We start from the raw sequence: 26,241 nt of genomic DNA, 5'->3' as shown, positions 1-26,241 counted from the left end.
CCTCACACCGGTCTGCGGAAACCGTTCAAGCGCCGGCTGTACCCAACTTGAGGGCAGGCAGGTCTCTTGGCGCCACACCGAGACCCTGCCAGTTTTCAGGGTGACAGGTGAAGAGCAGTATCTGGTGGCGGCGGGCCGCATCAAAGAGCACGCGCTGCATGATCCCCTGGCGCTCGCGGTCGCTGTGCACCAGGGAGTCATCGAGAATGATCAGGGTGGGCCGGCCCGCCTCCTGCAGCAGGTCGGCATAGGCCAGGCGGGCGATCAGGCCGGTCTGCTCACGGGCGCCGAAGCTGAGGTCGGCAAAACGACCGAGTTCGCCCTTGCGCTGGAACTGCTCGGGGACCAGGGCGTCGTTCACCTGCAGGCCGGCGTCCGGAAACAGAATGCCCAGGTAGTGATCCAGGTGCTTCTGTAGTGGTGCCTGCAGGCGCCGCGTCAACTCCTGGCGCCGCTCCGTGAGCAGGCTCAGCAGCAGGTCGAGGGCACGGGCGCGACGCTCCAACTCGGCGTGGCGCCGCCGGTTATGCTGGAGGTTGTTCTCCAGCGTGGCTCTTTCTTCTTCAAGTCCATGGGCGCCCTCACTCTGCAGGGCGCTGCGCAGGCTGGCCAACTCCTCGGCCCGCTTCTGATGGGTTTCCTGCAGGATAGTCGCGCTGCTGCGCAGGCGCTCGATATCCTGCTGCAGCAGGTCCGGACGCGCCGCGTCGATCTCCCGCTGGCGCCGCTCGATACGCTCCAGGCAGGCCGCCAGCGCCTGCTCCGTGCGGAGTAGTTGATCGGCGAGCTCGTTCTCACGCGCCTTGAACTCAGGTGCTGCCAGGGTATTGGCCAGTTGCTTGACCTCTGTACGGGCGCTATCCAGGCGCACCTCTGCACGGGATAACTCCAGTTGATGCGCTTCCCGCCTCGCCTCTACCGCCTTCAGCGCGCCAGCGGCGTCCTGTTGCGTCTGTTGCGCCGCCTCGACGTCGGGCGAGGGGCCAGTTCGCTCAGCGGCCGCGGGCAGGGCCTGCAATTGCTGGCGAGCGGTGTCGCATTGCCGCGCACATTCAGCGTGCCGCTCGCGCAGCAGATCCAGCCCGCCGGGAGCCACTGCCCGCAATTCGGCATCCAGACGTTTGGCGTCCTCGGCCAGGCGGCGCTGTTCCCGGGCGCGGTTGCGGGCCTCCTCCAGTGACGACACGCCTGTTTCCGCTAACAGGGACGCGACTGCCGCCTGCTGCTCTGACTGGGTACGCCGCAGGGCATTGATATCAGTGCCGCCCGGTGTGATCTCAAAGCTGCCCACACCGGGGACTGACATCCGGGTCGCGTCGGTCAGCAGGGTTTCGCCACTTTCGCTTACCTGCTCTCCCGCCAGCGTGATGCTGACACCGGGATCGAGTTGGTAACTGACGCGCGTCGCGATGGCCTCCAGGCGGATGCCGGTATCGGTGAGTTCGGCGGTCAATTGCTCCAGGTCTTCGACAACAGCCTCATCGATACGGAGTTCACCCAGGGCCTGCCGGACCCCGGCCAGAGACTGCTGCAACTGCTCTGCCCTTTGCAGGGCATCAAGTCCCTCGGCCAACTGTTCCGTAGCCTGTTGCAAGGCCTTCTCCAGGCCGTCGCGACGCTCCCACTCCCGCGCCTGTTGCAGTTCACGGGCCGCATTGTCATAGGCCTGCTGGGCCGCAGCGACGTTGGCCTGTACAGGTTCGCTCGCCTGCTGCAGAGTTTCCAGTGCGGCCTCGGCGTCGGCCTCGGCAACCTTGCGCTGCTGCAGTTCCCGCGCCTGTCGATGGGCCTGCGCCTGCTGGTCCCGGTAGGCCTGCAGGGTGGCCTCGGTCTGCCGGCGCTGGTCCTCGTCGCGTTGTAATTCCCGCTGCTCCTGCTCGATGGCCGCCAGCTGACGGGCGCTTTTATCGGCCTCCTGCAACTGGCTCTCCCAGGGCCGTTCCTGCTCCGCCCGGCGGTGCTCGGTTTGCACCAGCGCCAGCCTGTCCACCCGCTCGCGGTAGTGCCGTATGCGGGTATCCAGGTCATCAAGCTGCCCCTCCAGCGCGCTGCAGGTCGTAGCCAGTTCTGCGTATTCGCCACGGGGCTTGCCGGCTGCGGTCAGCAACAGCTGGCGCTGTTGCTCCACCTGCTGGATCAGGTCGTCGCCGCTGCTGGAGGCCACCTCTCCCAACAGGCTGTTCAGGGCAGACTGCAAATGCTCGCTGGCGTGGGATACCGGCGCCTCGATGGACTGACCGCCCCCCTGCTCTACCCACAGCAGGCCCGGGATGCCCCAGTGATCGGGTTTGCTGGCGCCTTTTTTCGCGAACTGGAAGCCCAGCAGCCCGGCCAGTTTTTCCTCGGCCTCGTCGTTACTGCAGGACTGGCCATCTATGGTCAGGTCACAGCGTTTCTTTTTCAGGAAGCGCTTGCGCAGGTGCCAGCGGGCGCCCTGGGCCTCGAACAACAACTCGACGCTGGGCGCCGCCGAACTATCACCCCAGGGTTGCAGGTAGTCGACGCTGCTCGAGGCGTAGCGCTCGAAGAAGGCGGCGCGAATCGCCTGCACCAGGGTGCTTTTACCCGATTCGTTGGGGCCACTGATCAGGTTGATACCGGGCGCCAGTCCGTCGAGGGTAAAGGGGGCGCGGAACTGTCGTACCTGGTCCACGGTGAGCGAAAGCAACTTCACGCTTTCACCCCTTCCACTGGCTGTCGTTCACGTAACAGGCTGGCCAGTATCAGCAGCGCATCCCGGGCCGTCTCGTCCTCGCCGGCGGCCTGGCGTGCATTCAGTTCCGCTATCACGTCCTCCAGGTAGCCGTCGGCATGCAGATTGGCAATATCGTCTTCTGTGGGCAACAGACGGAGATCGCTGTCATTCCATTGCAGGCTGCGACAGCGGGCGTGGGCCTGGCGCAGGGCCTGCGCCAGCCGCTCCTCGTCGGCCAGGCTCATCTGCCCAGCCAGGGTAAGCTCAAGGACCGCGTATTCCGACACCTGCTGCAAGGCCTCGATAAACACATCGAGGTCAGAAGCCACGGTAAATTCCTGTCGTCGCTGCTGCCACTGATAACGGCCGATGGCGTGGGGGGTAATGTCGGGAACCTCCCCGGGGCTCGACACCTCGACTACCAGGGCGTATCCCGGGTCATTGTCGCGGAAGCGCTCCGGCTCGGGCGTACCGCTATACCAGCAGCGCTCATTCACGGATTTCATGCCGTGCCAGTCACCCAACGCGAGGTAATCCAGTTGCGCTCGCTGCACCCGGTCGGGAGCAATGGGATTGGCCGAGTCGATATCCTCGGCAAGCAGGCCCTGCACGGCGCCATGGGCCAGCCCGATACGCAGCAAACCAGGCTCGCTTGCGAGCGTATCGAAGGCCGCGGTCAGGTCATCGTAGGTATGGCGCTGCAGGAGCGGCGCGGCCAGTATGGCCAGTCCCTGCTCCGGGAGGGGATACACCCCGGGGGACAGGGCCAGGATGACGTTGTCCGGCACGGCCTGCAGGCGCTGGGCACGGGTCCACACGCTTTCGCTCAGGGCGGCATCGTGGTTGCCCGGCAGCAGTACCCAGGGTCCGGCAAAGCCCGCCATGGCGTTGAATACCCGCAGCAGGGTGCGATCGGCTACGGTCTGGCTGTCGAACACGTCACCGGCCACCAGCACCGCATCGCAAGCCGTTTCATTGGCCAACTCCGCAATCCGTTCGATGGCAGTAAAGCGGGCCTCCACCAGCATCGCGGCATCATCGCTTTCAAAGCGGCTGTACTGACGGCCCATCTGCCAGTCGGCGGTGTGAATAAAACGCGGCATTCCTTCTCCAGTGAGTGATGTGCAGGCGGGAAACCCCGGGCATTACACTAGCTAACGCCGGCATTGGCAATTCCATCCGGCCAACCGGAAGTGATTCGCCTGCCGTGAACGCAGGCTACTCCCGGGCCGCCAGCCAGGCTCTCGGCGAACAGCCGTACCACTGATGGAAGGCCCGCCGGAACGCCCCCGCGTCGCTGAAGCCCAGGCGTGCGGCGACCTGGGTAATGCTGAGATCACCGCGCTGGAGCAGGCGGATCGCCACTTCGGACAGGCATTGCTCGCGCAACTCCCGGTATCCGGCGCCAGCATCCCGTAACCGCCGGCGCAGGGTAGACAGGGGAATTTCCAGGATGCTCGCCAGACGGTCCTGGGTGGGAATGCCCTCACCACGCTCCAGGGCCGCCACCATCAAGGCGCTGACCTGGGCACGCAGGTCATGGGCCCGCAGGCCGAAGACGGCACAGGGGAAGCAGTCGAAGAAACTGTCGAACTCGGCGCGGCCACGTACACAGGGCCAGTGCAGGGCATCGGCGTGAAAGTCGAGGGAGTAATGCTCACCCCCGGCCAGTATCGGGGCGCGAAACAGCTTGAGAAAGGGCAGCACATCGTCGCGCTGGATCGGGCCGATGCGCACCTGGGCCAGGGGCAACTCGCGACCGGACAGCCACTGCAACAGCTGGCGAAAAGCAAACAGGCCGGTGATATCCACCAGGCTGCTCGCGGTTGTCGTACGCGGGCGCAGGGAGTCCAGTTGCAGGGAAGCGGTCTCGCCCTTGACCACCAGCGTCAACAGGCCGGCGCGGGGATGCAGCAGGGCCATAAAGCGAGAGCAGATGGCGATGGCCTCGGCCAGGTCGGAGGCACTCAGGGCGCTGCGGCACATCAACTCCACAGCATCCCGTGCCATTGAGGGGCGCTCGAACTCCTCGGCCACCTGGGCCTCGAGTTGCTGCACCACCTCCAGGTACCAGCGGGTAAATTCTCCCAGGTTGCGCGGCGACCGCCGGGCGCTGGCCGCCGTGGTCGTCACTTCGCCCTGCAATAGGCTGACCAGCGGCATAAAGGAATCCCGCACCGCCTCGAGAGAGGACCGCTCGCGCACTTGTTTTTCCCGCACTGGTTTTGCCATGGGTCGAGCTTACACCCGCCCCGGAAATGCGAGCAATAATGTAGTGTCGAATTATCACTTTTGATATGCCCTGCTAAACCAGAGCTCTCTAAGCTGTACCCATCCAAAGCAGCAGCGAAACAGAGAGTAATCACCATGGCAGAGCAAGATCTACGCGTCGTCGTCCTCGGGGCCGGTATGGCCGGCATCCTCGCAGGAATCAAGCTGCTGGAACGCGGCTACCGGGACGTTACCCTGTACGAAAAGGCCGACCGTGTCGGCGGCACCTGGCGCGAGAACACCTATCCGGGGCTGACCTGCGACGTACCCTCCCATCACTACACCTACTCCTTCGAGCGCAACCCGGACTGGACCCGCCACCTGCCCCCGGGGGCGGAGATCCAGGACTACTTCGAGCGCACCACGGCCAAATACGGACTGTTCGACCTGATTCGCTTCAACGAAGAGGCCAGCCGTGCCGAGTTTCGCGACGGTCGCTGGCACCTCGGATTCAAGAGCGGCCGCGAAGATGTAGCAGACGTGTTGATCGCCGCTACCGGCGTGCTGCACAAGCCGCGCTTTCCCGACATCCGGGGCGCCGACAGCTTCAATGGCCAGCTCTTCCACTCTGCGCGCTGGGATCACAGTGTGTCCCTGGAAGGCAAACGCATCGGCGTGATCGGCAACGGATCGACCGGTGTGCAGATCATCTCCGCCCTGGCGGGCAAGGCGGCGAAGTTGGAGCACTACCAGCGCACTGCCCAGTGGATCATGCCGGTGGAGAACGGCTACTTCAGCGAGGAGGAGCGAGCCGCCTTCCGCGCGGCCATGAGCAACCCGGCAAAGATGGAAGAGATGCTCAACACCGAGGAGTACATGGCGGGGGTCGAACGCTACACCCAGGCCATTACCGACATGGAGTCCGAGGGCGCCAGGGAGATGGCAGACTACTGCCTGGCCAACCTGGAAAACAGCGTCACCGACCCGGAACTCAGGGAACAGTTGCGCCCGGACCACGCCCCCCTGTGTAAACGCCTGATCTTTTCGCCCGACTACTACCAGGCCATCCAGCATCCACAGTGCGCCCTGGTGACGGCGGGCATCGAGTGCATCGAACCCGAAGGCATCCGCACCCGGGACGGCGTGCTGCACGAGCTGGACATCATCGTCTTCGCTACCGGATTCCACGCGGACTGTTTCATGCGGCCGATGACCATCACCGGGCGCAATGGCGCTGATCTCGAAGACCTGTGGAAAAACCGGCCACTGGCCTATCTCGCGATTTCCATGCCGGACTTCCCCAATCTGTTCATGCTCAATGGCCCCTCCGGCCCGGTGGGCAATTTCTCCCTGATCGATATTGCCGAGAACCAGTGGGTGTACATCGAACAGTTGCTGGACCGGATCCGCAGCGGCGAGTGTCCCGAGCTCGCTCCCACCCGGGAGGCCCTGGACACCTACGAGGCGGCCCGGGTCGAGGCGGCGAAGAAAACCGTCTGGTTCCAGGGCGGCTGCGTCAGCTGGTACCTCGACAAGGACGGGGTCCCCTCCAGCTGGCCGTGGAACTACAACCGCTTCGTGGAACTGATGCGAAAACCGGACTGGGCGGCCTACGACCTGCCAGAGCCGGTTGCGACGAATACTTGAACCAGGCCCCGGGCGTGCCGGTTAACCCGCCCCGACATTGCCCCCGGGCCGGTATGATGCGGCACAGGTCATAGCGACTCACACCGACAGGGGCAACACCATGTTTGGCGACAATCCCAATGACGCGACACTCAGGCAAAGCTGGAACGCCTTTTGCGACGAGCTGAAATCGGCGGGGGAGCTGGTCTTTCGCGACACGGCCCCCCACCACGACATCGACCGCGCCAAGGGCCTGCGCCTGCTGGCCCGCAACATTTCCCTGGCGTTGCAGTTCAACCTGGAAAACGACAACCCCGACTTCCCGGAGCTGCTGCGCTATTTTGACCCCCTGCGAAAACAGGGCGGCGACAACACCGACGCCCTCTACGTGGGCGCCCCGGTCAACGGCGAACACAGCTACCGCATCAGCGGTTACCGCGGCCAGGCGCGTTTTTTTGCGGTCACCGTACTGGAGGACGGCGCCACGCCCTGGGGCGGTGGGGTGGTCGGCAACCTGATCGACCGCGACATCCATGTCGATGACGATGGCTACTTCGAGATTTTCCTCGGGCCAGAGCCTCCCGCGGGCTCCAGCAACGACAACGGCAACGGCAACTGGATCAGGACCACCCCCGGCAGCTGGCGGGTCACCGTTCGCCAGTTCTTTGCCGACTGGGAAAACGAGGCGCCCATGGACGCCCGCATCGACCGCCTCGGGGACGACCTTCCCGCCCCTGTATTCGGGGTCGCAGACCTGCAGCGAGGCCTCATGGCCAGCGCTGAGTGGGTGCGCACGTCCACCCGCTACTGGGCCGACATGATCGACAAGTGGCGCTGCCAGCCCAACCGCTTCCTGTCCTACCGCCAGCTGGACGACAACAGGATCGACGCCACTCCCGGCGGCGAGCCGCTGATCTGTTACTGGCAGGTCCCCGAAGACGAGGCCCTCATCGTGCGGGTCACGCCACCGCAAGCGGACTACTGGGCGGTGGAGTTCGGTAACTACTGGTGGGAAACCATGGACTACCGCTACCGCCTGTGCAGCACCAACTGCCATCACGCCGTACTCGAAGACAGCGGCGAGTTGATCCTGGTGGTCGCCCATACCGACCCGGGCCTGCCAAACTGGCTGGACCCTTCCGGGCACGTCGAGGGCTACATCACCACCCGCTGGATGGGCGCGAGTTCCTGCCCGGTCCCCCGGTGCGAGCAGGTAAAATCAAGTGAACTCGCACGGTACCTGCCCGCCGCGGTGCAGCGCATCAGCCCGGAGCAGCGGCGCCAACAACTGGCGGGGCGGCGGCGCGGGATCTGCAAGCGCTTTCGGGCGTAATTCGGCTTAGCGGAAGGAGACGACCATGGCACCCGCACCCACCGCCCAGTGCACCGCCCCACCCCACCCGGACTGGCTCTCGGCGATGAACGCCGAAGGTGCCTGCTTCGACCTGCAGGCCGTGGTACCACTGGATGAGGCCTCCCTGCTCGCGCAGGCCGGCCGCGCCACCGGCCTGTCGGATTTTGGTGACGACGGCTGGCGTGAACCCTTCCGGGTCCTGATCCGTGCGCTGGAGACCGAAGCCGAGCTCACCCTGATGGGGCGCCTGATGGCGCGCCACGATATCTTCCTGTGGCTGTGTACCCGGCTGCAGGTCACGGCGCTGTTGGCGTCACACCCGGAAATCCTGGAACAGGAAGTACCGGCACCGATGGTGATCGCGGGCCTGCCCCGTTCGGGTACCTCCATTCTCTACGAACTGCTGTCGCAGGATGCCGACGTCGGGGTGCCGCAGATGTGGGAAGCCCTCAGACCCTGTCCGCCGCCGGAAACCGCGAGCTATCACAATGATCCACGTATCGCCTGGGCCGACAGGCTGTTTACCCAGTGGAACCGGGTGGCACCCGAGTTCGCCGGCATGCACGAAATGCGTGGGGACATACCCGCCGAGTGCGGGTTGCTGATGGCGGGGAGTTTCATCAGCGACCACATCGCCTCCCTGCACCAGACGCCCAGCTATGGCGCCTGGCTCGCACAGGCGGACTTCGCCCCGGTCTACCGCTACCACAAGACCATCCTGCAGATCCTGCAGTGGAAGAACCCCCGCAAGCGCTGGCTGTTGAAGGCACCGGAACACCAGGTGCACCTGGAGGTACTGCTGCAGGTATACCCGGATGCGCGCATCGTGCAGACCCACCGCGACCCGATCAAGTGCATGGCGTCGGCCACCAGCCTGATGGGCACGCTCTACCACATGCGCTCGGACCAGCCCTTCAATGCGGCGCTGTTCGAGAACATCATCATGGGTGAGGCCACTGCCGCCCGTCTGGAAAAGGTCATGGACCAGCGTGCGGCCGGCGTCATTCCTTCACACAGCATCGCCGACTCCCGCTATCAGGACCTCATGGATAACCCCCTCGCCTGCATCGAAGCCCTTTACCAACACTTCGACATGCCGCTGGCAGAGGCCACGCGCGCGGCCATGGCAAGCTACCTGGCGGGCAAGCCCCGGGGCAAGTTCGGCAAGCATGCCTACAGCGTCGAAGATTCACGCGCTGCCGAGCGAAAACTGTTTGCCCGCTACCAGCGCCACTACAACGTACCCGACGAGGCCTGACGCCAGCGCGCATGCCACCAGATTAAACCGATCCCCGGGGAAGTCCTCCCGGGGATTGCCCCACCCTGTGCCGGACCGTAACGTTAGCCCTCATTTTCGCATCGGACCCGGTCATGTCAGACTCCCGTGATCTCTGGAACGCGCTGCTGGAACAGCTGGCACAACGAAACGCCTGGGCCCGCGCCATGGGCGGTGAAGACAAAATCGCCCGCCAGCACAGCCGCAGCCGCCTGACGGTCCGGGAGCGTATCGACCTGCTGCTGGATGCTGGCAGCTTCAGCGAATACGGCGCACTCGCCGGCGGCTGCCATCCGGGCGGCGAACCCCCGGTGCCCGCGGACGCCCTGGTTGGCGGTAGCGGCCGTATCGACAGCCGCCCGGTGGTGGTGATTGCCGAGGACTTCACGGTCAAAGGCGGCTCCATCGGCCATCCCAACGCGGCCAAGCGGGCCCGCCTGGTGCGCCTGGCACTGGAGCAGCAACTGCCGCTGGTGCTGATACTGGACGGCGCCGGTGAGCGCGCAACCAACCAGTCCGAGCGCTATCCCCATGCCCCGGGTGACCTGCAACTGGTGGCCGATCTCAAGGGCCAGGTACCGGTGGTCTCACTGGTGCTGGGCAGCTCTGCGGGCCACGGCGCCCTCACCGGCATGTTCGCCGACCTCATCATCATGAGCGAAGGCGCCACCCTGTTCAGCGCCGGACCGCCGCTGGTGGCGGCCGCCCTGGGCCGGACAGTGACCCCCGAAGAGCTGGGCAACGCCCGCATGCACACCCGGGAGAGCGGGGTTGCCCACAACCTGTGCGCCGACGACCCCGCCGCGCTGGCCCTGGCCCGGCGTTTCCTGTCTTACCTGCCGCTGCGCGCCGGCGCATCGCTGCCCCTCACCGGCGAGCGGCCGGACACCAAAGAGCCCGACCTCGGGGCTTTGCTGGACATCATCCCTCCAACCCCGCAACAGTCCTACAACATGCAGCGGGTCCTCGAGTTGCTGGTGGATGAAGACAGCCTGCTGGAACTGCAGCCGGATTACGGCAGGAACATCATCACCGCCCTCGCCCGCATTGGCGGCACCCCGTGCCTGCTGCTGGCCAACCAGCCGGCTGTCCAGGCCGGGGCCATCACCAGCGAGGCGGCGGAAAAAGCCGCCCACTTCCTGGACATGGCCAGTGCCTTCGACCTGCCCCTGGTCAGCCTCGTGGACAACCCGGGGGTCATGCCCGGCCCGGCCTCGGAGCAGTCCGGCATACTGCGCGCCGCGGGCCACATGTTCCGCGCCCAGCGCGCCCATCGCGGCCGCAAGGTGGTGATCACCCTGCGCAAGGCCTTCGGTTTCGGCAGCTCGGTGATGGGCATGAACCCCTTCGATCACCAGGTGGTCAGCCTGGCCCTGCCCTGCGTCAGCCTGGGCGGCGTCCCCGCCCTGGGCGGCGCGGCAGCGAGCGGTGCCGCAGAGGACGAGGCAGAGCGCATGGCGGCCCTGCAATCCGGGGCCTGGATTCCGGCTGACGCCATGGCCTTCGACCGGGTGATCGACCCGCGGCAACTACGCAACGAGGTGCTCAACGCGCTCAGGACCTGAAACACGCGCCAAAACAGGCGCTTAAACAGGGCAAAAGCGTCCGTCTGGCGCGCCGCGCATTTCATCACCGGCCGGGGCGGGTATACTGCGCGCCATGACTGACACCCGCACTGCAACCGCTGCCCTCACCACCCTCCAGACCGTTTTCGGTTACGAACAGTTTCGCGCCCACCAGCAGGATATTGTCGACACCGTTATTGCCGGTGGCGACGCCCTGGTATTGATGCCCACCGGGGGCGGCAAGTCCCTGTGCTACCAGGTTCCCGCCCTGGTGCGCCCCGGCTGTGCGGTGGTGATCTCGCCGCTCATTGCGTTAATGCAGGACCAGGTAGACACCCTGCGCCAGCTCGGGGTGCGGGCGAGTTTCCTCAATTCGAGCCTCGCCATGGAGGAGGTCGTGGCCGTGGAGCGGGCCCTGCTGTCCGGCGAGCTCGACCTGCTCTATATCGCGCCAGAGCGACTGATCCAGGAGCGTAGCCTGGCCCTGCTGGAGCGGGCCCACCTCGCCCTCTTCGCCATCGACGAGGCTCACTGTGTGTCTCAGTGGGGCCACGACTTTCGCGCCGACTACCTGCAACTGAGCCTGCTGCATGAGCGCTTTCCATCGGTGCCGCGCATCGCCCTGACCGCCACCGCCGACGCCCGTACCCGGGCGGAAATCGTGCAGCGGCTGGACCTGGGCCAGGCCCGCCAGTTCGTGGCCGGCTTCGACCGCCCCAACATCTGCTACCGCATCAGCCTGAAGCAGAGCCCCCGGCAGCAGTTACTGCGCTTCCTGCGGGACGAGCACCCCGAGGATGCCGGCATCGTGTACTGCCTGTCGCGCAACAAGGTGGAGGAGACCGCCGCCTGGCTGTGCGAACAGGGTTTCAATGCCCTGCCCTACCACGCCGGCCTCGACGCCCGCCTGAGGGCCACCCACCAGTCCCGCTTCCTGCGTGAGGAGGGACTGGTCATGGTGGCCACCATTGCCTTCGGCATGGGCATCGACAAGCCCGACGTGCGCTTTGTCGCCCACCTGGATATGCCCAAGACCATCGAGGCCTACTACCAGGAAACCGGCCGCGCCGGCCGCGACGGCCAGCCCGCCGATGCCTGGATGGTGTACGGCCTGCAGGACGTGATCAAGCTGCGGCAGATGATGGAGGGCTCCGAAGGCAGCGAGGAACACAAGCGCGCCGAACAGCAGCGCCTGAATGCCATGCTCGGCCTGTGCGAGATCACCAGCTGCCGCCGCCAGGCCCTGCTGCACTACTTCGGCGACCACCTCCCCGGGGCCTGCGGCAACTGCGACACCTGTCTCAACCCGGTAGACACCTGGAACGGCACGGAGGCCGCGCAAAAAGCGCTGTCGGCCACCTACCGTACCGGCCAGCGCTTTGGCGTCAACCACCTGGTGGATGTCCTGCGGGGCAATGCCACCGAGCGGGTGACCCAGTTGCGCCATGACGAACTGCCCACCTTCGGCGTCGGCCAGGACCTCGACGGCAACCAGTGGCGCTCGGTGTTCCGCCAGCTGGTGGCCCGGGGATACCTGAGCGTGGATATGGAACGCCACGGCGCCCTGCGCCTGCAGGAAAAATGCCGGCCCCTGCTGCGCGGGGAAGAGCAGCTGGACCTGCGCCGGGACCAGCCCCAGAAGGCGGCCAAACGCCAGACCAAGGGGGCGCTGCCGGAGGACATCGACGTCGGGCTATGGGAGGCCCTGCGCAACTGCAGGCGGGAACTGGCGGAGGCCCAGGGGGTACCGCCCTACATCATCTTCAACGACCGCACCCTGCTGGAAATGTGCGACACGCTGCCCGAGAGCCTGGCGGATATGGCGCATATCAACGGCGTGGGAGAGCGCAAACTGGACAAGTACGGGGCCGACTTCCTGAACGTGATCCGGCGCCATCTGGCGGCCAGTACCACGTCAGCGTGAATTGACCCCCACCCGCCGACCGCGTACCGTTTCCGGCTTTCACAATAACAACCGGAGTCAGTACCGTGAGCAAGAAAATCCCCCGTTCCAGCGACAATGACTACAGCCCGGAGGTCGTCGCCGAGCGCCAGCAGTTTATCGAGGACAACACCCCGGCCCGCCTGCAGCACACCCGTCAGTTTTCGTTCAAGCCGGAAGAGATGTCCGGCAATATCGAGAACCTGTTCGGGGTTGCCCAGGTGCCAATTGGCCTGGCCGGGCCGCTGAGTGTCAACGGCGAGCACGCCCAGGGTGAATTCTACGTACCCATGGCCACCGTGGAAGGCACCATGCTGGCCAGCTACAACCGCGGTATGAAAGTGATCCGCGAGAGCGGTGGCGTCATGACCACCGTGTGCGGCGAGGCCATGCAACGGGCGCCGGTCTTCGTGTTCCGCAACGCCCGTGACGCCCGCGACTTTGAACTGTGGCTGGTGGAAAACACCCAGCGTATCCGGGCAGTTGCCGAGGGCACCACCAGCGTCGGCAAGCTGCGCGAGATCGAGCATTACATCGCCCACAACATGGTGTTCACCCGCTTCGACTACAGCACCGGTGATGCCGCCGGCCAGAACATGACCAGCAAGGCGACCTTCGCCGCCTGTGAATGGATCAACGGTGAGTTCCCTGCGCTGTCGCACTACCTGCTCTCTGGCAACTTCGACACCGAGAAGAAGACCTCTTCAGTGAACCTGCTGAAAGGCCGCGGACGCCGGGTAACCGCCGAACTCACCATTCCACGCCAGGTGCTGATGGACAACCTGCGCATCACCCCGGAGCAGATGCACTACGGCCAGGGCATCAGTACCCTCAGCGCTTTCCTCACCGACTCCTCGAACAATGCGGCCCACCCCGCCAATGGCCTGGCCGCACTGTACCTGGCCACCGGCCAGGACATCGCCAACATCGGCGAGTCCAACCAGTGCACCACCTACAACAAGGTGACCCGCAACGGCGACTATCACTTTTCCATCACCCTGCCCGCGCTGATCCTCGCGACCTACGGCGGCGGCACCGCCCTGCCTACCCAACGTGAGTGCCTGGAAATCATGGACTGCTACGGCCCGGGCAAGGCCCTCAAGCTCGCCGAGATTGCCGCAGCCCTGGTGGTAGCGGGGGAACTGTCACTGGGCGCAGCCAGCCGGGTGGACAAGACGACCCGGCGCAATGAGTGGGTGGATGCCCACGAGCGGCTCGGCCGCAATCGATAGAAAACAAGCATCGTCCCGGCACAGAATGCTGAACTCCCCGGCGTGGCACCCTCGCGCCGCGGGGCTATCATGCAGGTGACAGCCAATCACGCCGACGCAACAGGAATGGTGCAGCATGACCATCGAAGAGACCAACAAAACCATCGTCACCCAATTTTTCGACGCCCTGAACAATGGCGATGTCGACGCGGTGGTTGCCGCCTACTCACCGGACGGTTGCGTGCAAACCATGGGCAGTACCCTGATCTCCGGAGAAGCGGAGTACGACCAATTGCCCAGGGCGATCAACAATATCTTTACGGTGTTTCCCGACGGCCTGCGTTTCACCATCAACGGCATGGTGGCAGAGGGCGACAAGGTGGCGGTTGAAGCCGTGAGCCAGGGTGAACACGTATCGGGGCAGAGCTACGAAAACGACTACCACTTCCTGTTCGAGTTTCGTGACGGCAAGCTGCTGCGGCTGAAGGAGTACATGGATACTGAGCACGTCACCGACGTACTCTGTGGTGGGCAGCGACCGCCCTTTGGGGTGGACGACTGACCGCTGAAGGGATTGGGCGGGTGCAAACCCGCCTCAACTGGCGCCGTCGAACCAGTCCTTGAAGCCGTAGCTGGCGGAGGCGCCGATGTGCAGCTGCTCCAGCACACCGTATCCCACCTCGCCGTTACAGGTGGCACGTATCACCTGCTGCACGTGAATGTTCTCCAGTGCCAGCGGGTCGAGGTCGGCCTCATCCCAGCTCTCTCCGGCAATGACCAGCTCCCCGTGCCACTTGCCGTGGCCCCACTCCGGGTGCTGGTAGCCCAGGCCTTTCATCCGGTGTAACAGTAGCGGTTCGACCTTTATCTCCAGTGACTCCCCGCCCCTGTCGTTCATCGTTACCACGGCCGAGCTGGCCCGCCGGGTCCCGGGGATCAGTTCCAGGGCGTGTCCGACATTGCCGTGCCACACCGAGGCAGCCGGGTCGGTGGTTCCCGGAATGTCACTCATGCTGGCGTAGCGGGGAAGGATGCACTGGTCCGTGTGCCACTGGTGCCCGGCGGCATCCTCGAACCAGCTCGCCAGGGTGCAACGATTTTCCCAGTGAACGGGCAGCCAGCAGAAATGGGTGGCCTCGAAAGAGGAGATCGGAGCACCTCCGGGATAGGCCTCCCCGACCGGGCGAATACCCCAGGAGCGATCCTTGAGACCCAGTGTCGCCTCACCGCCAACGGCCAGCTCGCGACCGTCGAGACGAATCCAGCCTTCCCACTTGCCAAACTGATCCAGGCGGGTGGCGTCCATGATCATGTGACGCTCATTGCGCAGGGTCTGGCGCCCCTCCTCGATACAGGCGGTCCGCGGGGTGAATACCAGGTCGCAGGAGATGCCGGTATCGTTTTCCGTAATGGTCACCCGGTGCCGCCCCATGGGCTCGAGGATTTCCAGCTTGAAGGGGCCCACTTCAGTCTCGGTCGGTTCTACCGGCGCCCGACGGGAACCGTGAAACGCGTACTGCCGACCGTCGAGCGCCACACTCAGGCTGCAATCCATGATGCCGAGGTTGGGATAACGGCAGAGCACCACACCGAAGTAGAAACTGCCCTCCCGGTCGTGGCCGTTGTACCAGTAGCGATCGTAGGTGTAACGGTCACTGCTGGCAGTCCGGGCAATCGGTTCGGCGGTCTGGTGAATCGGGTAGTCATCCAGGCGGGTCAGCATTGTCAGCCTCCGGTTGATTGTTATTGTCGAACTCGCTCGGCAGCATGGGCCACGTTCCGCCCCGCCACAAGCGAGGCGAAAAAGTGACTGTACGAGTGTATAGCAAACTGAACCGGTGACCACATACCTGCCGAATGCCTGCCGTTCACAGCAGGCATTCAGGGGGAGGCTTCAACCCATAGCCGAAGGCTTGATATTCGCGTTCAGGCGGAACAGGTTGCGGGGGTCATAGCGATCCTTGAGCGACACCAGACGCTGGAAGTTGCCCTCGAAATTGCTCTGCATTTGCACCAGCCGGGCACTGTCTTCGACGTTGGTGTAGAAACCGCGGGTGTAGGGTTCCAACTGGCCCCAGTAGTCGCGGATGTAGGCGACATGTTTGTCGGAATCAGCGGTGGGGGGCCAGGCCAGAATGACCATGGCGTCGTGGGTCACATAACGCTGGACGAAGGCAGTATCGCCCGGCTCCACCCGGCCGATAGCACCACCCGCGTGCTGGAAATAGAACTGGGTGAAGCGCCCTGGATCGGCTTCCAGTCCTTCCAGAATATCGTTCACCATGGCTTGCGGAATACCATCCAGGAAACCGTCCTTCACATAGGACACCATCGCCCGCGGGTCGGAGAAGTCACCGCTGCGCTGCAGGGCTACGTAGTCAACCTCGCGAACGCCGTTCTGCAGTGGCTCGCCCAACGACGCAAAGGGTCGCATGTACTTCTCATAGTCCGCCGGCGGCCCGCTGTAGCAGATATCCAGATTGGCAAAGCCCGCGCTGCCGCCGGGCGGGTAGGCCACACCGCAATCGATATACATCTCGTCCGGCATCCGCGGGGAATGTTCGGCATAGGTTTCCAGCAGGGCCCGGGCCTTGTCCATGCTGTACATCAGTTTTCCACCGATGACCTTGCGCTGCATCGGATGCAAGTGAAATTCAAAGTTGGTCACCACACCAAAGTTGCCGCCGCCGCCGCGCACTCCCCAGTACAGGTCCGGGTTTTCCTCGGCACTGGCATGGCGTAACTGGCCGTCGGCGCCAACAACGTCCACCGCGTGGATGTTGTCCAGCGCCAGACCGAATCGACGCCCAACCCGGCCAAATCCGCCGCCGGTAGCCAGCCCCCCTACTCCGGTGTGAGAGACCGTACCTGCTGTGGTGACCAGGCCGCGGGCCAGGGTCTCGTGGTCCAGCGCGCCCAACAGACTCCCCCCGGTGACATAGGCCAGCCGGCGCTCGCTGTCTACGTGCACATTGCGGTAACGGGAAAGGTCGATCAGCAGGCCGCCATCGCAGGTGGATTTGCCGGAAAAACTGTGCCCGCCGCATTTGACCGCGATCACCAGGTTGTTGGCGCCGGCAAACTGCACGGCGGACTGCACGTCGGCCGGTCCGGTTGGCTGGACGATCAGGGCCGGGTGTTTGTCGATAGCGGGGTTGAGCACCTGGCGGGCGAGTTCATAGCCAGTCTTTCCGGGGAGCAGCAGACGGCCGCGCAGGCTGTCGGCCAACTCCTGCACGGCAGCTCTGGGAATAATCTGTTGGCGGTCGTCCAGGGTAAGGGCCTGGATATCTGAGTCCACCGATTGTAGCCCGGCGTACACTGCGGTAAGTGCTCTTGAAGGCAAGGTGTACCCGGCCAACAGCAGGCCCACGCCCGCCCCGACAAATTGACGACGATGCATTAAATCTTCTCCCTGATATTGGTGTGGTATCCGTTTTGTGGTCAGTACTCGAACCGGTACTCGCGTTCGATACCCCGCGCGGCCACCGCCTCGCCGTCGCGCAGGATGGGACGGAAGCGGAAATCATGGAGCAGGCGATAGAGGGCGAGTCGGGCGGTTTCGCGCTTCTCTTCCTGTTCCGTTTCCACCTCGAGGAACTCGATGTTACGTACCTGGCCCAGGCGCGATACATCGAAGCGAACCCTGGCGCGGGCATTGAAGCCCCCTTCCACCGCCGGCAGCGTGGGCTGGAACACCTTGTCGGCGGGCAACTCGACGGGCTCCTCAAACAGCACGGGAGCGCCGCCGCCATGGGGGTCCATCGCGGCCCAGGCCGATTCGTAGGAGCCGATGGCACGGGCGGGTTGGTCCCACCACATGAACCAGTCGCCGAGTGCCACATGGGCTCTGACCAGGTCCTCCGGGGCCGTGTCCTGCCGGTGCTCGAGCACATCGATGATCTGCTCCATGGTCATCCGGCCATTGCGGAAGTTGTGTTTCTTGAGCAGGCGGAAGTCCTCGAAGTCGAGGTCCGTGCTGACAGCGTAGCGCTCACCACTGACACCAGACCCCCGCACACTGAACACCGGGTCCTGCTCGCCCTCGTAGCGCGACACCAGGTATTCCGCGCGCATCCGTCGATACAGGTGCGGTAAGCGGGAGGCGTCATAAGGGTCGGTTTCCGCCAGGGCATCGGCGACGTCGTCATGGGTGCGGTGCATCTCCACCAGGCGGCGGAAGGTGTCGAAGCCGTAGCCGGCCAGGTAGGTCGAGCGCTTCCACTCTGCATGTCGGGACGCCGCCTGCAGCAATTCGGTGCTGTCCGCGGCGTAGGTGGCCTGCTGTACCCGGAACAGGTAATCGTGGGTACGGTCGGCCTGGGGCAGGTCACCCAGTGCCACCAGGCTCTCGGCGAGAGCCTCCAGCAGGGGGAGCTGTGCCGGGTCGTACAGGCCCTGGTTCACCCGCAGCAGGTGCAGCGCTCGCCGGTAGTGGCGAATGGCCTCGTTGTAGCGGCCGGCGGCCTGCAGGCTCTGCCCCAGGGTGTGCAGGGGCTCCACCAGGTCGGGGGAATAGGGTCCGGCAGCCAGTTCCGCCGACTCGACCATGGCGAGGTAGGGGCCGCGAGGGGCCTGGTTGAGTGACTGGTCGGGAACAAAGGGCGCGAAGCGCTCGTCGTCGGCGCGCTTGATGGTCAGGCCGTAACGGGTGGGCGGAGGGGGTTTGGGGGCGATGGAATTATTGGGGTGGGCGGCATGCGTGACCGTGGCCGGCAGCAGCGCTGTCAGCAGACTCAGCTGGATGAGATAGGCACGGACTCGCAATGCTCCCCCTGCGCCCCCGGGCGCGCGGACACTGAACTAGAGTAGACCAGAATCCGGGCTAAGGCGAAAGCGGCAAGGCGGGGGGAGCGTCCGGGCGAAGGAAGCCGAGTACGTCGATGTTGTCGATGGCCGTCTGCTCGCGGCTGAGCCAGAGCAGTATCCGCCGGCCATCGGTGAAGTAGGGATCACCGGTGAGGTTACCCCGCGGCTCACCGTAGTCCGCCCGCCCCACGCCCTCCACATAGCCGAAGCGCTTGACGGCCTGGGCGTAGGCCAGATTCTCCAGCAGGTACTCCCGGGTCTCGTCGACATCCGGGTCGATCTTGTGGGTGGTGATGGTACGCCAGGTGAAATGAACGCCAATGTCGCGACTGATCTGGCCAATCCACACCGGCTTGCCCTCCACTCTCAGGGGCGTCAGCCAGATGCGAAAGTGATTGCGTTCGTGAATACTGCTGCGAGCGCGCTGGAAGGCCGCATCCTGTGCCCGGCCAAACACGTAGAGGGCGCTGACCGGGGAATAGCGGTAGCGTCCACCCGACAGGGCCGACAGGCCAGTCTTCCACAGGGACGTGGCGTAGATGGTCTCGGTTTCATCCCAGCCCGCGCGCAGGAAAGCGTAATACAGGTCATCGATCCCGCCGACAAGCACCAGGTTGAGCGGGTCGCCGTCATCCTTGTCACTGGCATCGCGAACGCAGCAGGGCAACTGGTCGAGGGCTGCGGCCAGGCCCGGTAAGTCCACATCCTGCAACTCCTCCGCAGGGTACAGCCCGGCGAAGTCGCGGGAGTAATGGTCCAGCTTGAGTCCCGGTACCGGCACCACGAAGGTCATCAGGTAGGGTTCGCCATCACCCACCACGTCGACATTGAAGGATTTGGTGCCCTCGTCCACGCGGGTAAAAATATAGCCCGAGTGGCTGCTGTGGGGCGGCAGTTGCAAGTGGTTGATCGCCCGTTTTTCGAATGCGGTACTGGAAACAGAGCTGTCGTCCACCGCGTTGCCCCGCAATCGTTGGGCCGATTCCCGCGGACTGAAATAGGCCGGATCGAGGCCGTAGGGCGTCAACACCAGGTCGCGATCACTGCTGCTTTCGACCTTTAGCCAGACCGGCTGGATGTTGCGCCGGTAGAGATCCACACCGAAGATCGCTTTTGCCTCCCGGGCGCTCGGTACCGCCGAGGTAATGGTCAGGTTGCCCTGTTGCAGGCGGTGCAGGCGGTCATTCGGCGGCGGCACCGGGTCACCCTGTAACAACTCACGGCGCCGGGAGGATTGGTAGATCAGGGTCGTTTCGCTCATCGCCACCGGTTGCTCGGAAAGAAACATGACCGCGCGAAACCCCTCGGTCACGTAGGGAAAGCCGTCGAAGGTAGTTCGCGGCGCCTCGGAACTGGACTCCCCCGCCCCGCCGAGGAAGCCGATAGAGCGCAGGCTCTGGTTGTACCACAGGTTCTGGACCAGGTAGCGATGGGCGTTGTCCACGTCGGATTCCACGCTCTCCCTGGCAAACAGACGCAATCGCCACCCGCTGTCCAGGTAGTTCTCCAGCCCGGACAGGGCCTCGAGCCCCGAGCGCACCCGCCGGTACAGGACCTGCCCCACCCATCCAGGTTCACCCTCAACCGTTAATGGCGCGAGCCACAGGTGCAGCTGCAGCCGCTCGTTGCTGTCCATCCGGTTCAGCGTGAAAATGGCATCCGGGGGGCGGCCGCGGTAGTGGTGTTCGCGGGCCCGCCGGGTAGTCGGATCATCGGCCCGGGACTCCCACCAACCACCGCGAAACAGTGCCCTGCGCAGCGCCAGCGGGCTCGCCACCAGGGCCACATTCAAGGGCCCGCCATCGCCAACGCCTTCAGGCCCCGTCGCGCAACAGGACAGCTCATTCTCGAGCCAGTGTCTCAGGCTTGAACGATCAAGCTGCCGGATGGAGTCCGGGGCATAGAGTGTCGTGAAATCGACTTCGGTGTAGTCGGCGGCGAACCCCGGCAGCGGCAGGAAAAACGTGAAGTTATAGGCTTGCTGATTACCGTAGATATCCAGGTTGAAAGCCTTGGTACCGGGCATCCGGTGGGTGAACACGAACCCCTCCCGGGACTGTCCCGGTGGCACCGTACGCTCAAGCCCGTGCTCATGAAACCACCTTTCCATGGCGGTATAGCCCTTGCTACTGTAGGCGCCACGGTTCATGTAGGCTACTTCGATGGGGGAGAAATACTCCCGGTCGATGCTGCTCAGGGCGATCCGCAGGGGCTCCGTTCCCGTATTCTCCACCCGCAGCCAGACCGGCTGTATACCCTGGTCGTAGAGATCCAGGCCCGTCAGTTGCAGGGTTTCTTCGGCGTCGGGAACCGCGGCCCCGACCCGCACCGGGCCGTCATTCTGACTCAGGCCACGCTGCAGGAAATCCGCGTTATCCAGTGACCTGGGAATGTAGGACTGGGTGCCACAGGCGGCCAACCCCAGGGCCAGCAGTACCAGGAGCACTCGGGACAACAGCGGTTTGCCAAGCGACAGGTACCGCCCTCCGGCATGGCCGCCCATAGCGCTCAGTACTGATCCTCTGGTCCGAGTTTCATCAACAGGTTCATCACCCGCTGCATGCCATTGCGCGCCGGTTGCCGGGTCACCGTCTCCTCGCTGTTTTGCCAGTACAGCTCACCTTCAGCATCCAGTTGCACTCGCCAGGCATTTTCCGGCGCCATGTCCCGCTCGATGATGGCCGCCATATCCTCCGCCAATGCGGGCGAATCAACGAAGGCGCCCATCTCGGTATTGATCCTGGCCGAGCGCGGATCAAAGTTCATCGAGCCAATGAACACATAACGTCGGTCCACCACCGCCGTCTTGCTGTGCAGGCCAGTGAATTCCGCCTGCACCGGCGCCACATCAACCACGGTGGCGGCGATGGCCGGGTCCGAGCGCAGCTCGTACAGGTCGATGCCGGCTTCGAGGAAATCATCCCGCCAGGGTTCGTAGTGGCTGTTAACGGCCGGTACATCGTGGGAGGCCAGGGAATTGGTCAGCAGCCGCGTTTTGACGCCGCGGTCAGTGAGCTCCTGCATAAAGGTGATGACCTTCTCGGACGGAATCACGTAGGCGTTCATGATCAGCAGCTCGCGCTGGGCCAGGCTGAAAAAGTTGAATATCTGGGACAGCACATTCTGGCTGATCTGCTCGGTGGCCGTCTCGTCGTAGACCAGTTTACTGCGGCCGATCCGCAGGTCTTTGGCCTCCCTGCGCAACTCGCCGGACCAGTCCTTCACCCGTCGCGGAAAGGCTTCCAGCACGGGCGATGTGACGTTCCGGGCAACGAGGTCCTGCCATTGCTCATACGCGACCTCCGGGTCCGGAGCAGTTGACAGGTTACCGGCTGACACCACCCAGTCACTGTTCCAGAACTTGTCGAACATGGCGTTGGCCTGCACGCCGATATGACCGATGCCCAACAGGTCCGTGTCGTGGAAATTATAGATCTCGTTGAGGCCAAAATAGTGGTCCCCCACGTTGCGGCCGCCGATCACGGCCGCGCGCCCGTCGGCGATCAGCAACTTGTCGTGCATGCGGGTATTGAGCCGCTCCAATTCGGCGATCATCTCGCCGGCCCGATCCAGCAGGCTGTCGCGCTGGCTCCAGGGATTGAAAATGCGAAACTCGATATTGTCCTGCGCCTGCAGGTTGGCGATCAGCTGGTCCTGCCCCTGCAACAGGAGATCGTCGAGGATCAGGCGAACCCGCACCCCCCTGCGGGCAGCGGCCACCACCCGCTCCAGCAACAGGCGGCCACTGGCATCGGGGTACCAGAGATAGGTCTGTATCTCCAGCGAGGTGGTTGCGGAGTCGATCAGGGCCAGGCGCCAGTAGAGTCCCGAGTGGCTGGAGTCCAGAATGCGAAAACCGGACGCCTCCTCGCCGTGCCCGGCGGTGATGCCCTCGGCAATTTCGGCCAGCAGCCCGGTGCTTGCCGGCTCCAGGGCAAAGCTGGCGGGGGGACGTTCGCCTTCAACCTCGATCGTAGCCTGCGTGCAGGCCCCCAGCAATCCAATGAGCAGCAATCCCAGCAGCAACCGTCCACGTCCGTGGGAGCTCTTCATGAAACTCCGTGTCGCCCACCCTGCCCGGTACTTTCCACTGTTGTTCACAGCCACTCCTCGCGCGTTTTGTCACGGTCCATCGGCAACCCGGCAGCGTCGTGGGGTATCTCCTGGCGACAGTCTCACCTCACACAGGGTCCGCGGTTGCGTGCCAGCCGGATGGTACTGATCCAGCCAGCCCTCAGACTAGACCAGATTCCATGGCCTGCCTATGACCGGATCGCAGTATCTGCAAAGGAAACCCCGCGCGCACCCTTCCCCTCAGTAGTCGAAGCGAAACCGACGTTCAACCGGCTCGCCCGTCACCACCTCACCGGCGCGCACCACTGGCCGGAAGCGGTACTCCTTGAGCAGGTTAAACACGACCACCCGGGCGAAATCGCTATCCCTGCCGGGTGGCGCCGCAAGCTCCAGCACTTCGATGTCCCTGGCTTCTCCCTTCTTTGAAACCCGGAAGCGCACATGAGCTCCGGCCTCCCCGCCCACACTGCCGCTGCCGAGTTTCTGTCCGTCCGGCAGCAGTCGTGGCTCGGGAAACAGCGCACTGGCGGCGGTGCCGGCACCCCGCTCGCCTTCCCACAGCCGCCAGGCATCGCGGTAGCTGTGCTGGGCGCTCGAGTGCTGGAACCACCAGAGGTGCCAGTCGCCCAGGGCAATGTGCACCCGGGCCAGTTCCTCGAGGGGCAAGGGGTCGATACTCTGCAACAGATCGATGGCCTGCTGCAGCGTCTTGCGCCCGTTGCGGTAGTTGTGCTTTTTGAGCAGGCGGAAGGCATCGGCGTCGAGGCTTACCCTTCCCGCAAACCCGGGGGAGGAAAAACTGAGGCCGCGTTGCTGGGGATTCCGGTAGTGGGAAATCAGGTACTCGGTTTCCATGCGGCCATAAACGTGCTCCAGTCGCGCGCTGAAATCCGGATTATCCGGCCCCAGCAGCTCCAGGGCCTCAGCGTGGGCGCGGTGACTCTGCAACAGCCACAGGTAGGGCTCGTGACCAACGCCGGCGCGGTACAGGTTCCGCTTCCAGCGCGCCCGGACCAGCGCGGCGCGGGCACTTTCGGCAGGGTCGGCTGACAACACATTGCGTTGCACCCGGTACAGGTAATCCCGGGTGCTGTCGGCCTCCAGCAGCTGGCCGAGGGATTCCTGGCTCACCGCCAGCTGCTGCAACAGGGGGATCTGGCCGGCATTGTAGAGCCCGCCGTTGATGCGGGTCAGGTGCAGGGCTCGCTGGTAATCGCTGATGGCATCGCTGTGCTTACCGGCTTCGCTGTGAAAGCGGGCACTGTCGCTGAGTGGCTCGATCAGATCGGGCGCATAGGCACCCCTGGCGTGCTCGGCACGTCGCACGGCGTCTTCAGTCCAGCGGTTCTGGCCCTCCGGGGCCGCGCCGGCCAGTGCGCTGAGGCACGCGAGGGCCGGCAATATAAGAACCTGGCTGTATCGGTGCGTGGGCGTCAAGGCTGCGTTCCAATGACCTCACTGCCTTCAGCCTAGCACAGCCTTCTCCGGGGTACCGCACCCTCAGCCCTTTCAGGCTGCTTCGCTTCCTCCCTCTGCGCTGCCAGTGCTCTCCTGCCTGGCCGGGGCCGCGACCGGTGACACATCGGTGACCGGGGTGGGGCCGCCGACGGGCGCCGCTGACTCCTGGGCCGTGGGTGTGCCGTGGCGGGCGTAGAGGAACTCCAGTACCTGGTGACGCAGGTGCACGAAATGAGGGTCTTCCGCCAGGCCCAGACGGTCCCGGGGACGAGGCAGATCGATGGTGAGGATTTCGCCGATGGTGGCCGCGGGGCCATTGCTCATCATGACGATCCGGTCCGACAGCAGCACGGCCTCATCCACGTCGTGGGTGATCATCACCACCGTATTGCCCAGGTCAGCCTGGATCTGCATCAGGGAATCCTGCAACTGGGCCCGCGTCAGGGCGTCGAGGGCGCCGAAAGGCTCGTCCATCAACACGACCTTGGGCTGCATGGCAAGGCAGCGCGCAATGCCGACCCGCTGCTTCATACCGCCGGAAATCTCCGCCGGCAACTTGTGCAGGGCGTGGCTCATATTGACCAGCTCCAGGTTGTGCTCGATCCATTCCCGGCGCTCGGCGCGGGTCTTGGATTTGCGAAACACCTGGTCCACTGCAAGGGCCACGTTGTCGTACACGGTGAGCCAGGGCATCAGCGAGTGATTCTGGAACACCACGGCGCGGTCGGGGCCCGGCCGGACCACCTCCCTGCCCTCCAGGATCACGCCGCCCTCGGTGGCCTGGTGCAGGCCGGCGATGATATTCAGCACCGTCGATTTACCGCAGCCGGAGTGACCGATCAGGGAGACAAACTCCCCTTCGGCGATTTTCAGGTTTACATTCTGCAGGGCGCGGAAGGGCGTTTTGCCCCCGGTATCGAACTCGATACCCACACCGGTCAGTTCCAGATAGTTCGCGTTCATAGTCGTCTCCCCCGGCACTGCTAGCGCAGCACCGCCTGTTTATCCCAGTTGAATCGGCCCTGCAGGGCCAGCATGGTGCGGTCGAGCGCAAAACCGATGAAGCCAATGGCCAGCACGGCGACCATGATGCGGCCGAGTGAATCGGAACTACCGTTCTGGAACTCGTCCCAGACAAACTTGCCGAGCCCCGGGTTCTGGGCCAGCATCTCCGCCGCGATCAACACCATCCAGCCGGTCGCCAGCGACAGGCGCAGGCCGGTGAAAATCATCGGCATGGAGGCCGGCAGTACGATCTTACGCACGTGCAGTGTCGGCGACAGGGACATAACGCGACTGGCGTTCACCAGGTCCCGGTCGATCCCCGCGACTCCTACCGTGGTATTGATCAAGGTCGGCCACAAGCAGCACAGGGCAACGGTGATCGCCGAGTTCAGAAAGGACTTGTCGAACATGGGATCTTCGCTGGTATAGGTAGCACTGACGACCATCGTCACCAGCGGTAGCCAGGCCAGGGGCGAAACCGGCTTGAACACCTGGATGATCGGGTTGACCGCCTTGTAGATACCGCTCGACAGGCCGCACACGATGCCCAGTGGAATGGCGACCAGGTTGGCCAGTACGAAGCCGGCCGCGACGGTCACCAGGCTGGTCCAGATCTGGTCCAGGAACACGGGTTTGCCGGTATAGTCCCGCCACTTCACCTCTGCGTCCGGGTTCGCCGCCAGCTTTTTTGCATTGCGTGCCTCCTGGCGTTCATAGAAGGCAGCCTCTTTTTCCCGTGCCCGCACATGTTCCCCGGCGAGGTTTTCAACCTGCTCCCACACCTGCACCGGGCCCGGGAACTGCCCCAGCGAGGTGTCGATCCGTTCGGCGGCGGCCTGCCACACCCCCAGGAATACGATGATTCCCAGCAGGGGGGGCAGCACCACTTTCAGCAGGCGCTGGGGATTGATTCGCTCCATGATCTGTTCGAAGCGCTGGTCCATGACGGGTTGCGCTTCCGCCACTACTGATTCAGCCATGACACACCTCCGCAAGGCAGATTGAACGGTCGTTG

The 26,241-nt window shown here is 64.3% G+C and carries 18 protein-coding genes; 7 read left to right on the top strand and 11 right to left on the bottom strand.

What is annotated here, in order from left to right; translation table 11 throughout:
* Positions 1-25 precede the first annotated feature (25 nt).
* The 3 genes from FV139_RS06010 to FV139_RS06000 all read right to left on the bottom strand — a co-directional run bounded on the left by FV139_RS06010 (position 26) and on the right by FV139_RS06000 (position 4,900).
* A complete protein-coding gene (locus FV139_RS06010) occupies positions 26-2,674 on the bottom strand; it encodes an AAA family ATPase (RefSeq protein WP_148067352.1) in 2,649 nt (882 codons plus the stop codon).
* A complete protein-coding gene (locus tag FV139_RS06005; protein ID WP_148067351.1) occupies positions 2,671-3,798 on the bottom strand; it encodes a metallophosphoesterase family protein in 1,128 nt (375 codons plus the stop codon). The genes FV139_RS06010 and FV139_RS06005 overlap by 4 nt, the downstream gene beginning before the upstream one ends.
* Positions 3,799-3,913: 115 nt before the next feature.
* Entirely contained in the window at positions 3,914-4,900 is a 987-nt protein-coding gene (locus tag FV139_RS06000) for a helix-turn-helix transcriptional regulator (protein WP_187276423.1), read from the bottom strand.
* Between the two features lie 162 nt (positions 4,901-5,062).
* Here FV139_RS06000 and FV139_RS05995 point away from each other — a divergent pair, with 162 nt between their 5' ends.
* The 7 genes from FV139_RS05995 to FV139_RS05965 all read left to right on the top strand — a co-directional run bounded on the left by FV139_RS05995 (position 5,063) and on the right by FV139_RS05965 (position 14,442).
* Positions 5,063-6,553 carry a flavin-containing monooxygenase gene (locus FV139_RS05995; protein WP_148067349.1) on the top strand — a complete coding sequence of 497 codons (1,491 nt, stop codon included), beginning with the start codon at positions 5,063-5,065 and terminating at the stop codon, positions 6,551-6,553.
* Positions 6,554-6,653: 100 nt separating this feature from the next.
* Positions 6,654-7,865, top strand: a complete 1,212-nt coding sequence (locus tag FV139_RS05990; protein WP_148067348.1) for a DUF1214 domain-containing protein — start codon at positions 6,654-6,656, stop codon at positions 7,863-7,865.
* Between the two features lie 25 nt (positions 7,866-7,890).
* Positions 7,891-9,144 carry a sulfotransferase family protein gene (locus tag FV139_RS05985; RefSeq protein WP_148067347.1) on the top strand — a complete coding sequence of 418 codons (1,254 nt, stop codon included), beginning with the start codon at positions 7,891-7,893 and terminating at the stop codon, positions 9,142-9,144.
* A 113-nt stretch (positions 9,145-9,257) separates the two neighbouring features.
* Positions 9,258-10,727: an acyl-CoA carboxylase subunit beta gene (locus FV139_RS05980; protein WP_148067346.1), complete on the top strand. Its 1,470-nt coding sequence runs from the start codon at positions 9,258-9,260 to the stop codon at positions 10,725-10,727.
* Positions 10,728-10,821: 94 nt separating this feature from the next.
* Positions 10,822-12,651, top strand: a complete 1,830-nt coding sequence (gene recQ / locus FV139_RS05975; protein WP_148067345.1) for a DNA helicase RecQ — start codon at positions 10,822-10,824, stop codon at positions 12,649-12,651.
* Between the two features lie 65 nt (positions 12,652-12,716).
* On the top strand, positions 12,717-13,901 hold the full coding sequence (locus FV139_RS05970; protein WP_148067344.1) for a hydroxymethylglutaryl-CoA reductase: 1,185 nt from the start codon (positions 12,717-12,719) through the stop codon (positions 13,899-13,901).
* A 115-nt stretch (positions 13,902-14,016) separates the two neighbouring features.
* The gene (locus FV139_RS05965) at positions 14,017-14,442 is read left to right on the top strand and encodes a nuclear transport factor 2 family protein (protein WP_148067343.1); all 426 of its coding nucleotides are present in this window, start codon (positions 14,017-14,019) and stop codon (positions 14,440-14,442) included.
* Between the two features lie 33 nt (positions 14,443-14,475).
* Here FV139_RS05965 and FV139_RS05960 read toward each other — a convergent pair whose 3' ends face one another.
* The 8 genes from FV139_RS05960 to FV139_RS05925 all read right to left on the bottom strand — a co-directional run bounded on the left by FV139_RS05960 (position 14,476) and on the right by FV139_RS05925 (position 26,146).
* Positions 14,476-15,603, bottom strand: coding sequence for a hypothetical protein (locus FV139_RS05960; protein ID WP_148067342.1), 1,128 nt, complete (start codon positions 15,601-15,603; stop codon positions 14,476-14,478).
* Positions 15,604-15,774: 171 nt separating this feature from the next.
* Positions 15,775-17,283, bottom strand: coding sequence for an FAD-binding oxidoreductase (locus tag FV139_RS05955; RefSeq protein ID WP_148067341.1), 1,509 nt, complete (start codon positions 17,281-17,283; stop codon positions 15,775-15,777).
* A 41-nt stretch (positions 17,284-17,324) separates the two neighbouring features.
* Positions 17,325-18,647 carry a tetratricopeptide repeat protein gene (locus tag FV139_RS05950; protein ID WP_148067340.1) on the bottom strand — a complete coding sequence of 441 codons (1,323 nt, stop codon included), beginning with the start codon at positions 18,645-18,647 and terminating at the stop codon, positions 17,325-17,327.
* Positions 18,648-18,705: 58 nt separating this feature from the next.
* Entirely contained in the window at positions 18,706-21,135 is a 2,430-nt protein-coding gene (locus FV139_RS05945) for an LssY C-terminal domain-containing protein (protein WP_235898590.1), read from the bottom strand.
* Between the two features lie 62 nt (positions 21,136-21,197).
* Complete coding sequence (locus FV139_RS05940; RefSeq protein ID WP_148067338.1) at positions 21,198-22,742, bottom strand: phospholipase D-like domain-containing protein; 1,545 nt, start codon at positions 22,740-22,742, stop codon at positions 21,198-21,200.
* Positions 22,743-23,003: 261 nt separating this feature from the next.
* Positions 23,004-24,164, bottom strand: coding sequence for a tetratricopeptide repeat protein (locus FV139_RS05935; protein ID WP_148067337.1), 1,161 nt, complete (start codon positions 24,162-24,164; stop codon positions 23,004-23,006).
* 108 nt (positions 24,165-24,272) lie between these two features.
* On the bottom strand, positions 24,273-25,184 hold the full coding sequence (locus FV139_RS05930) for an ABC transporter ATP-binding protein (RefSeq protein ID WP_148067336.1): 912 nt from the start codon (positions 25,182-25,184) through the stop codon (positions 24,273-24,275).
* 20 nt (positions 25,185-25,204) lie between these two features.
* Entirely contained in the window at positions 25,205-26,146 is a 942-nt protein-coding gene (locus tag FV139_RS05925; protein WP_235898589.1) for an ABC transporter permease, read from the bottom strand.
* Positions 26,147-26,241: the final 95 nt, after the last annotated feature.

It is taken from the genome of Parahaliea maris, assembly GCF_008064665.1.
GTDB classification, from domain to species: Bacteria; Pseudomonadota; Gammaproteobacteria; order Pseudomonadales; family Halieaceae; genus Parahaliea; species Parahaliea maris.
Note: the sequence above shows the minus strand (reverse complement) of the source record. Positions and strands in the feature narration are given on the sequence as shown.

What these genes read in the sequence shown, in the direction of transcription:
- FV139_RS06005 (WP_148067351.1), bottom strand. Translation starts at nt 3,798, where the DNA reads ATGCCGCGTTTTATTCACACCGCCGACTGGCAGATGGGCCGTCAGTAC.
- FV139_RS05995 (WP_148067349.1), top strand. Translation starts at nt 5,063, where the DNA reads ATGGCAGAGCAAGATCTACGCGTCGTCGTCCTCGGGGCCGGTATGGCC.
- FV139_RS05990 (WP_148067348.1), top strand. Translation starts at nt 6,654, where the DNA reads ATGTTTGGCGACAATCCCAATGACGCGACACTCAGGCAAAGCTGGAAC.
- FV139_RS05985 (WP_148067347.1), top strand. Translation starts at nt 7,891, where the DNA reads ATGGCACCCGCACCCACCGCCCAGTGCACCGCCCCACCCCACCCGGAC.
- FV139_RS05980 (WP_148067346.1), top strand. Translation starts at nt 9,258, where the DNA reads ATGTCAGACTCCCGTGATCTCTGGAACGCGCTGCTGGAACAGCTGGCA.
- recQ (WP_148067345.1), top strand. Translation starts at nt 10,822, where the DNA reads ATGACTGACACCCGCACTGCAACCGCTGCCCTCACCACCCTCCAGACC.
- FV139_RS05965 (WP_148067343.1), top strand. Translation starts at nt 14,017, where the DNA reads ATGACCATCGAAGAGACCAACAAAACCATCGTCACCCAATTTTTCGAC.
- FV139_RS05960 (WP_148067342.1), bottom strand. Translation starts at nt 15,603, where the DNA reads ATGCTGACCCGCCTGGATGACTACCCGATTCACCAGACCGCCGAACCG.
- FV139_RS05955 (WP_148067341.1), bottom strand. Translation starts at nt 17,283, where the DNA reads ATGCATCGTCGTCAATTTGTCGGGGCGGGCGTGGGCCTGCTGTTGGCC.
- FV139_RS05940 (WP_148067338.1), bottom strand. Translation starts at nt 22,742, where the DNA reads ATGAAGAGCTCCCACGGACGTGGACGGTTGCTGCTGGGATTGCTGCTC.
- FV139_RS05930 (WP_148067336.1), bottom strand. Translation starts at nt 25,184, where the DNA reads ATGAACGCGAACTATCTGGAACTGACCGGTGTGGGTATCGAGTTCGAT.
- FV139_RS05925 (WP_235898589.1), bottom strand. Translation starts at nt 26,146, where the DNA reads ATGGAGCGAATCAATCCCCAGCGCCTGCTGAAAGTGGTGCTGCCCCCC.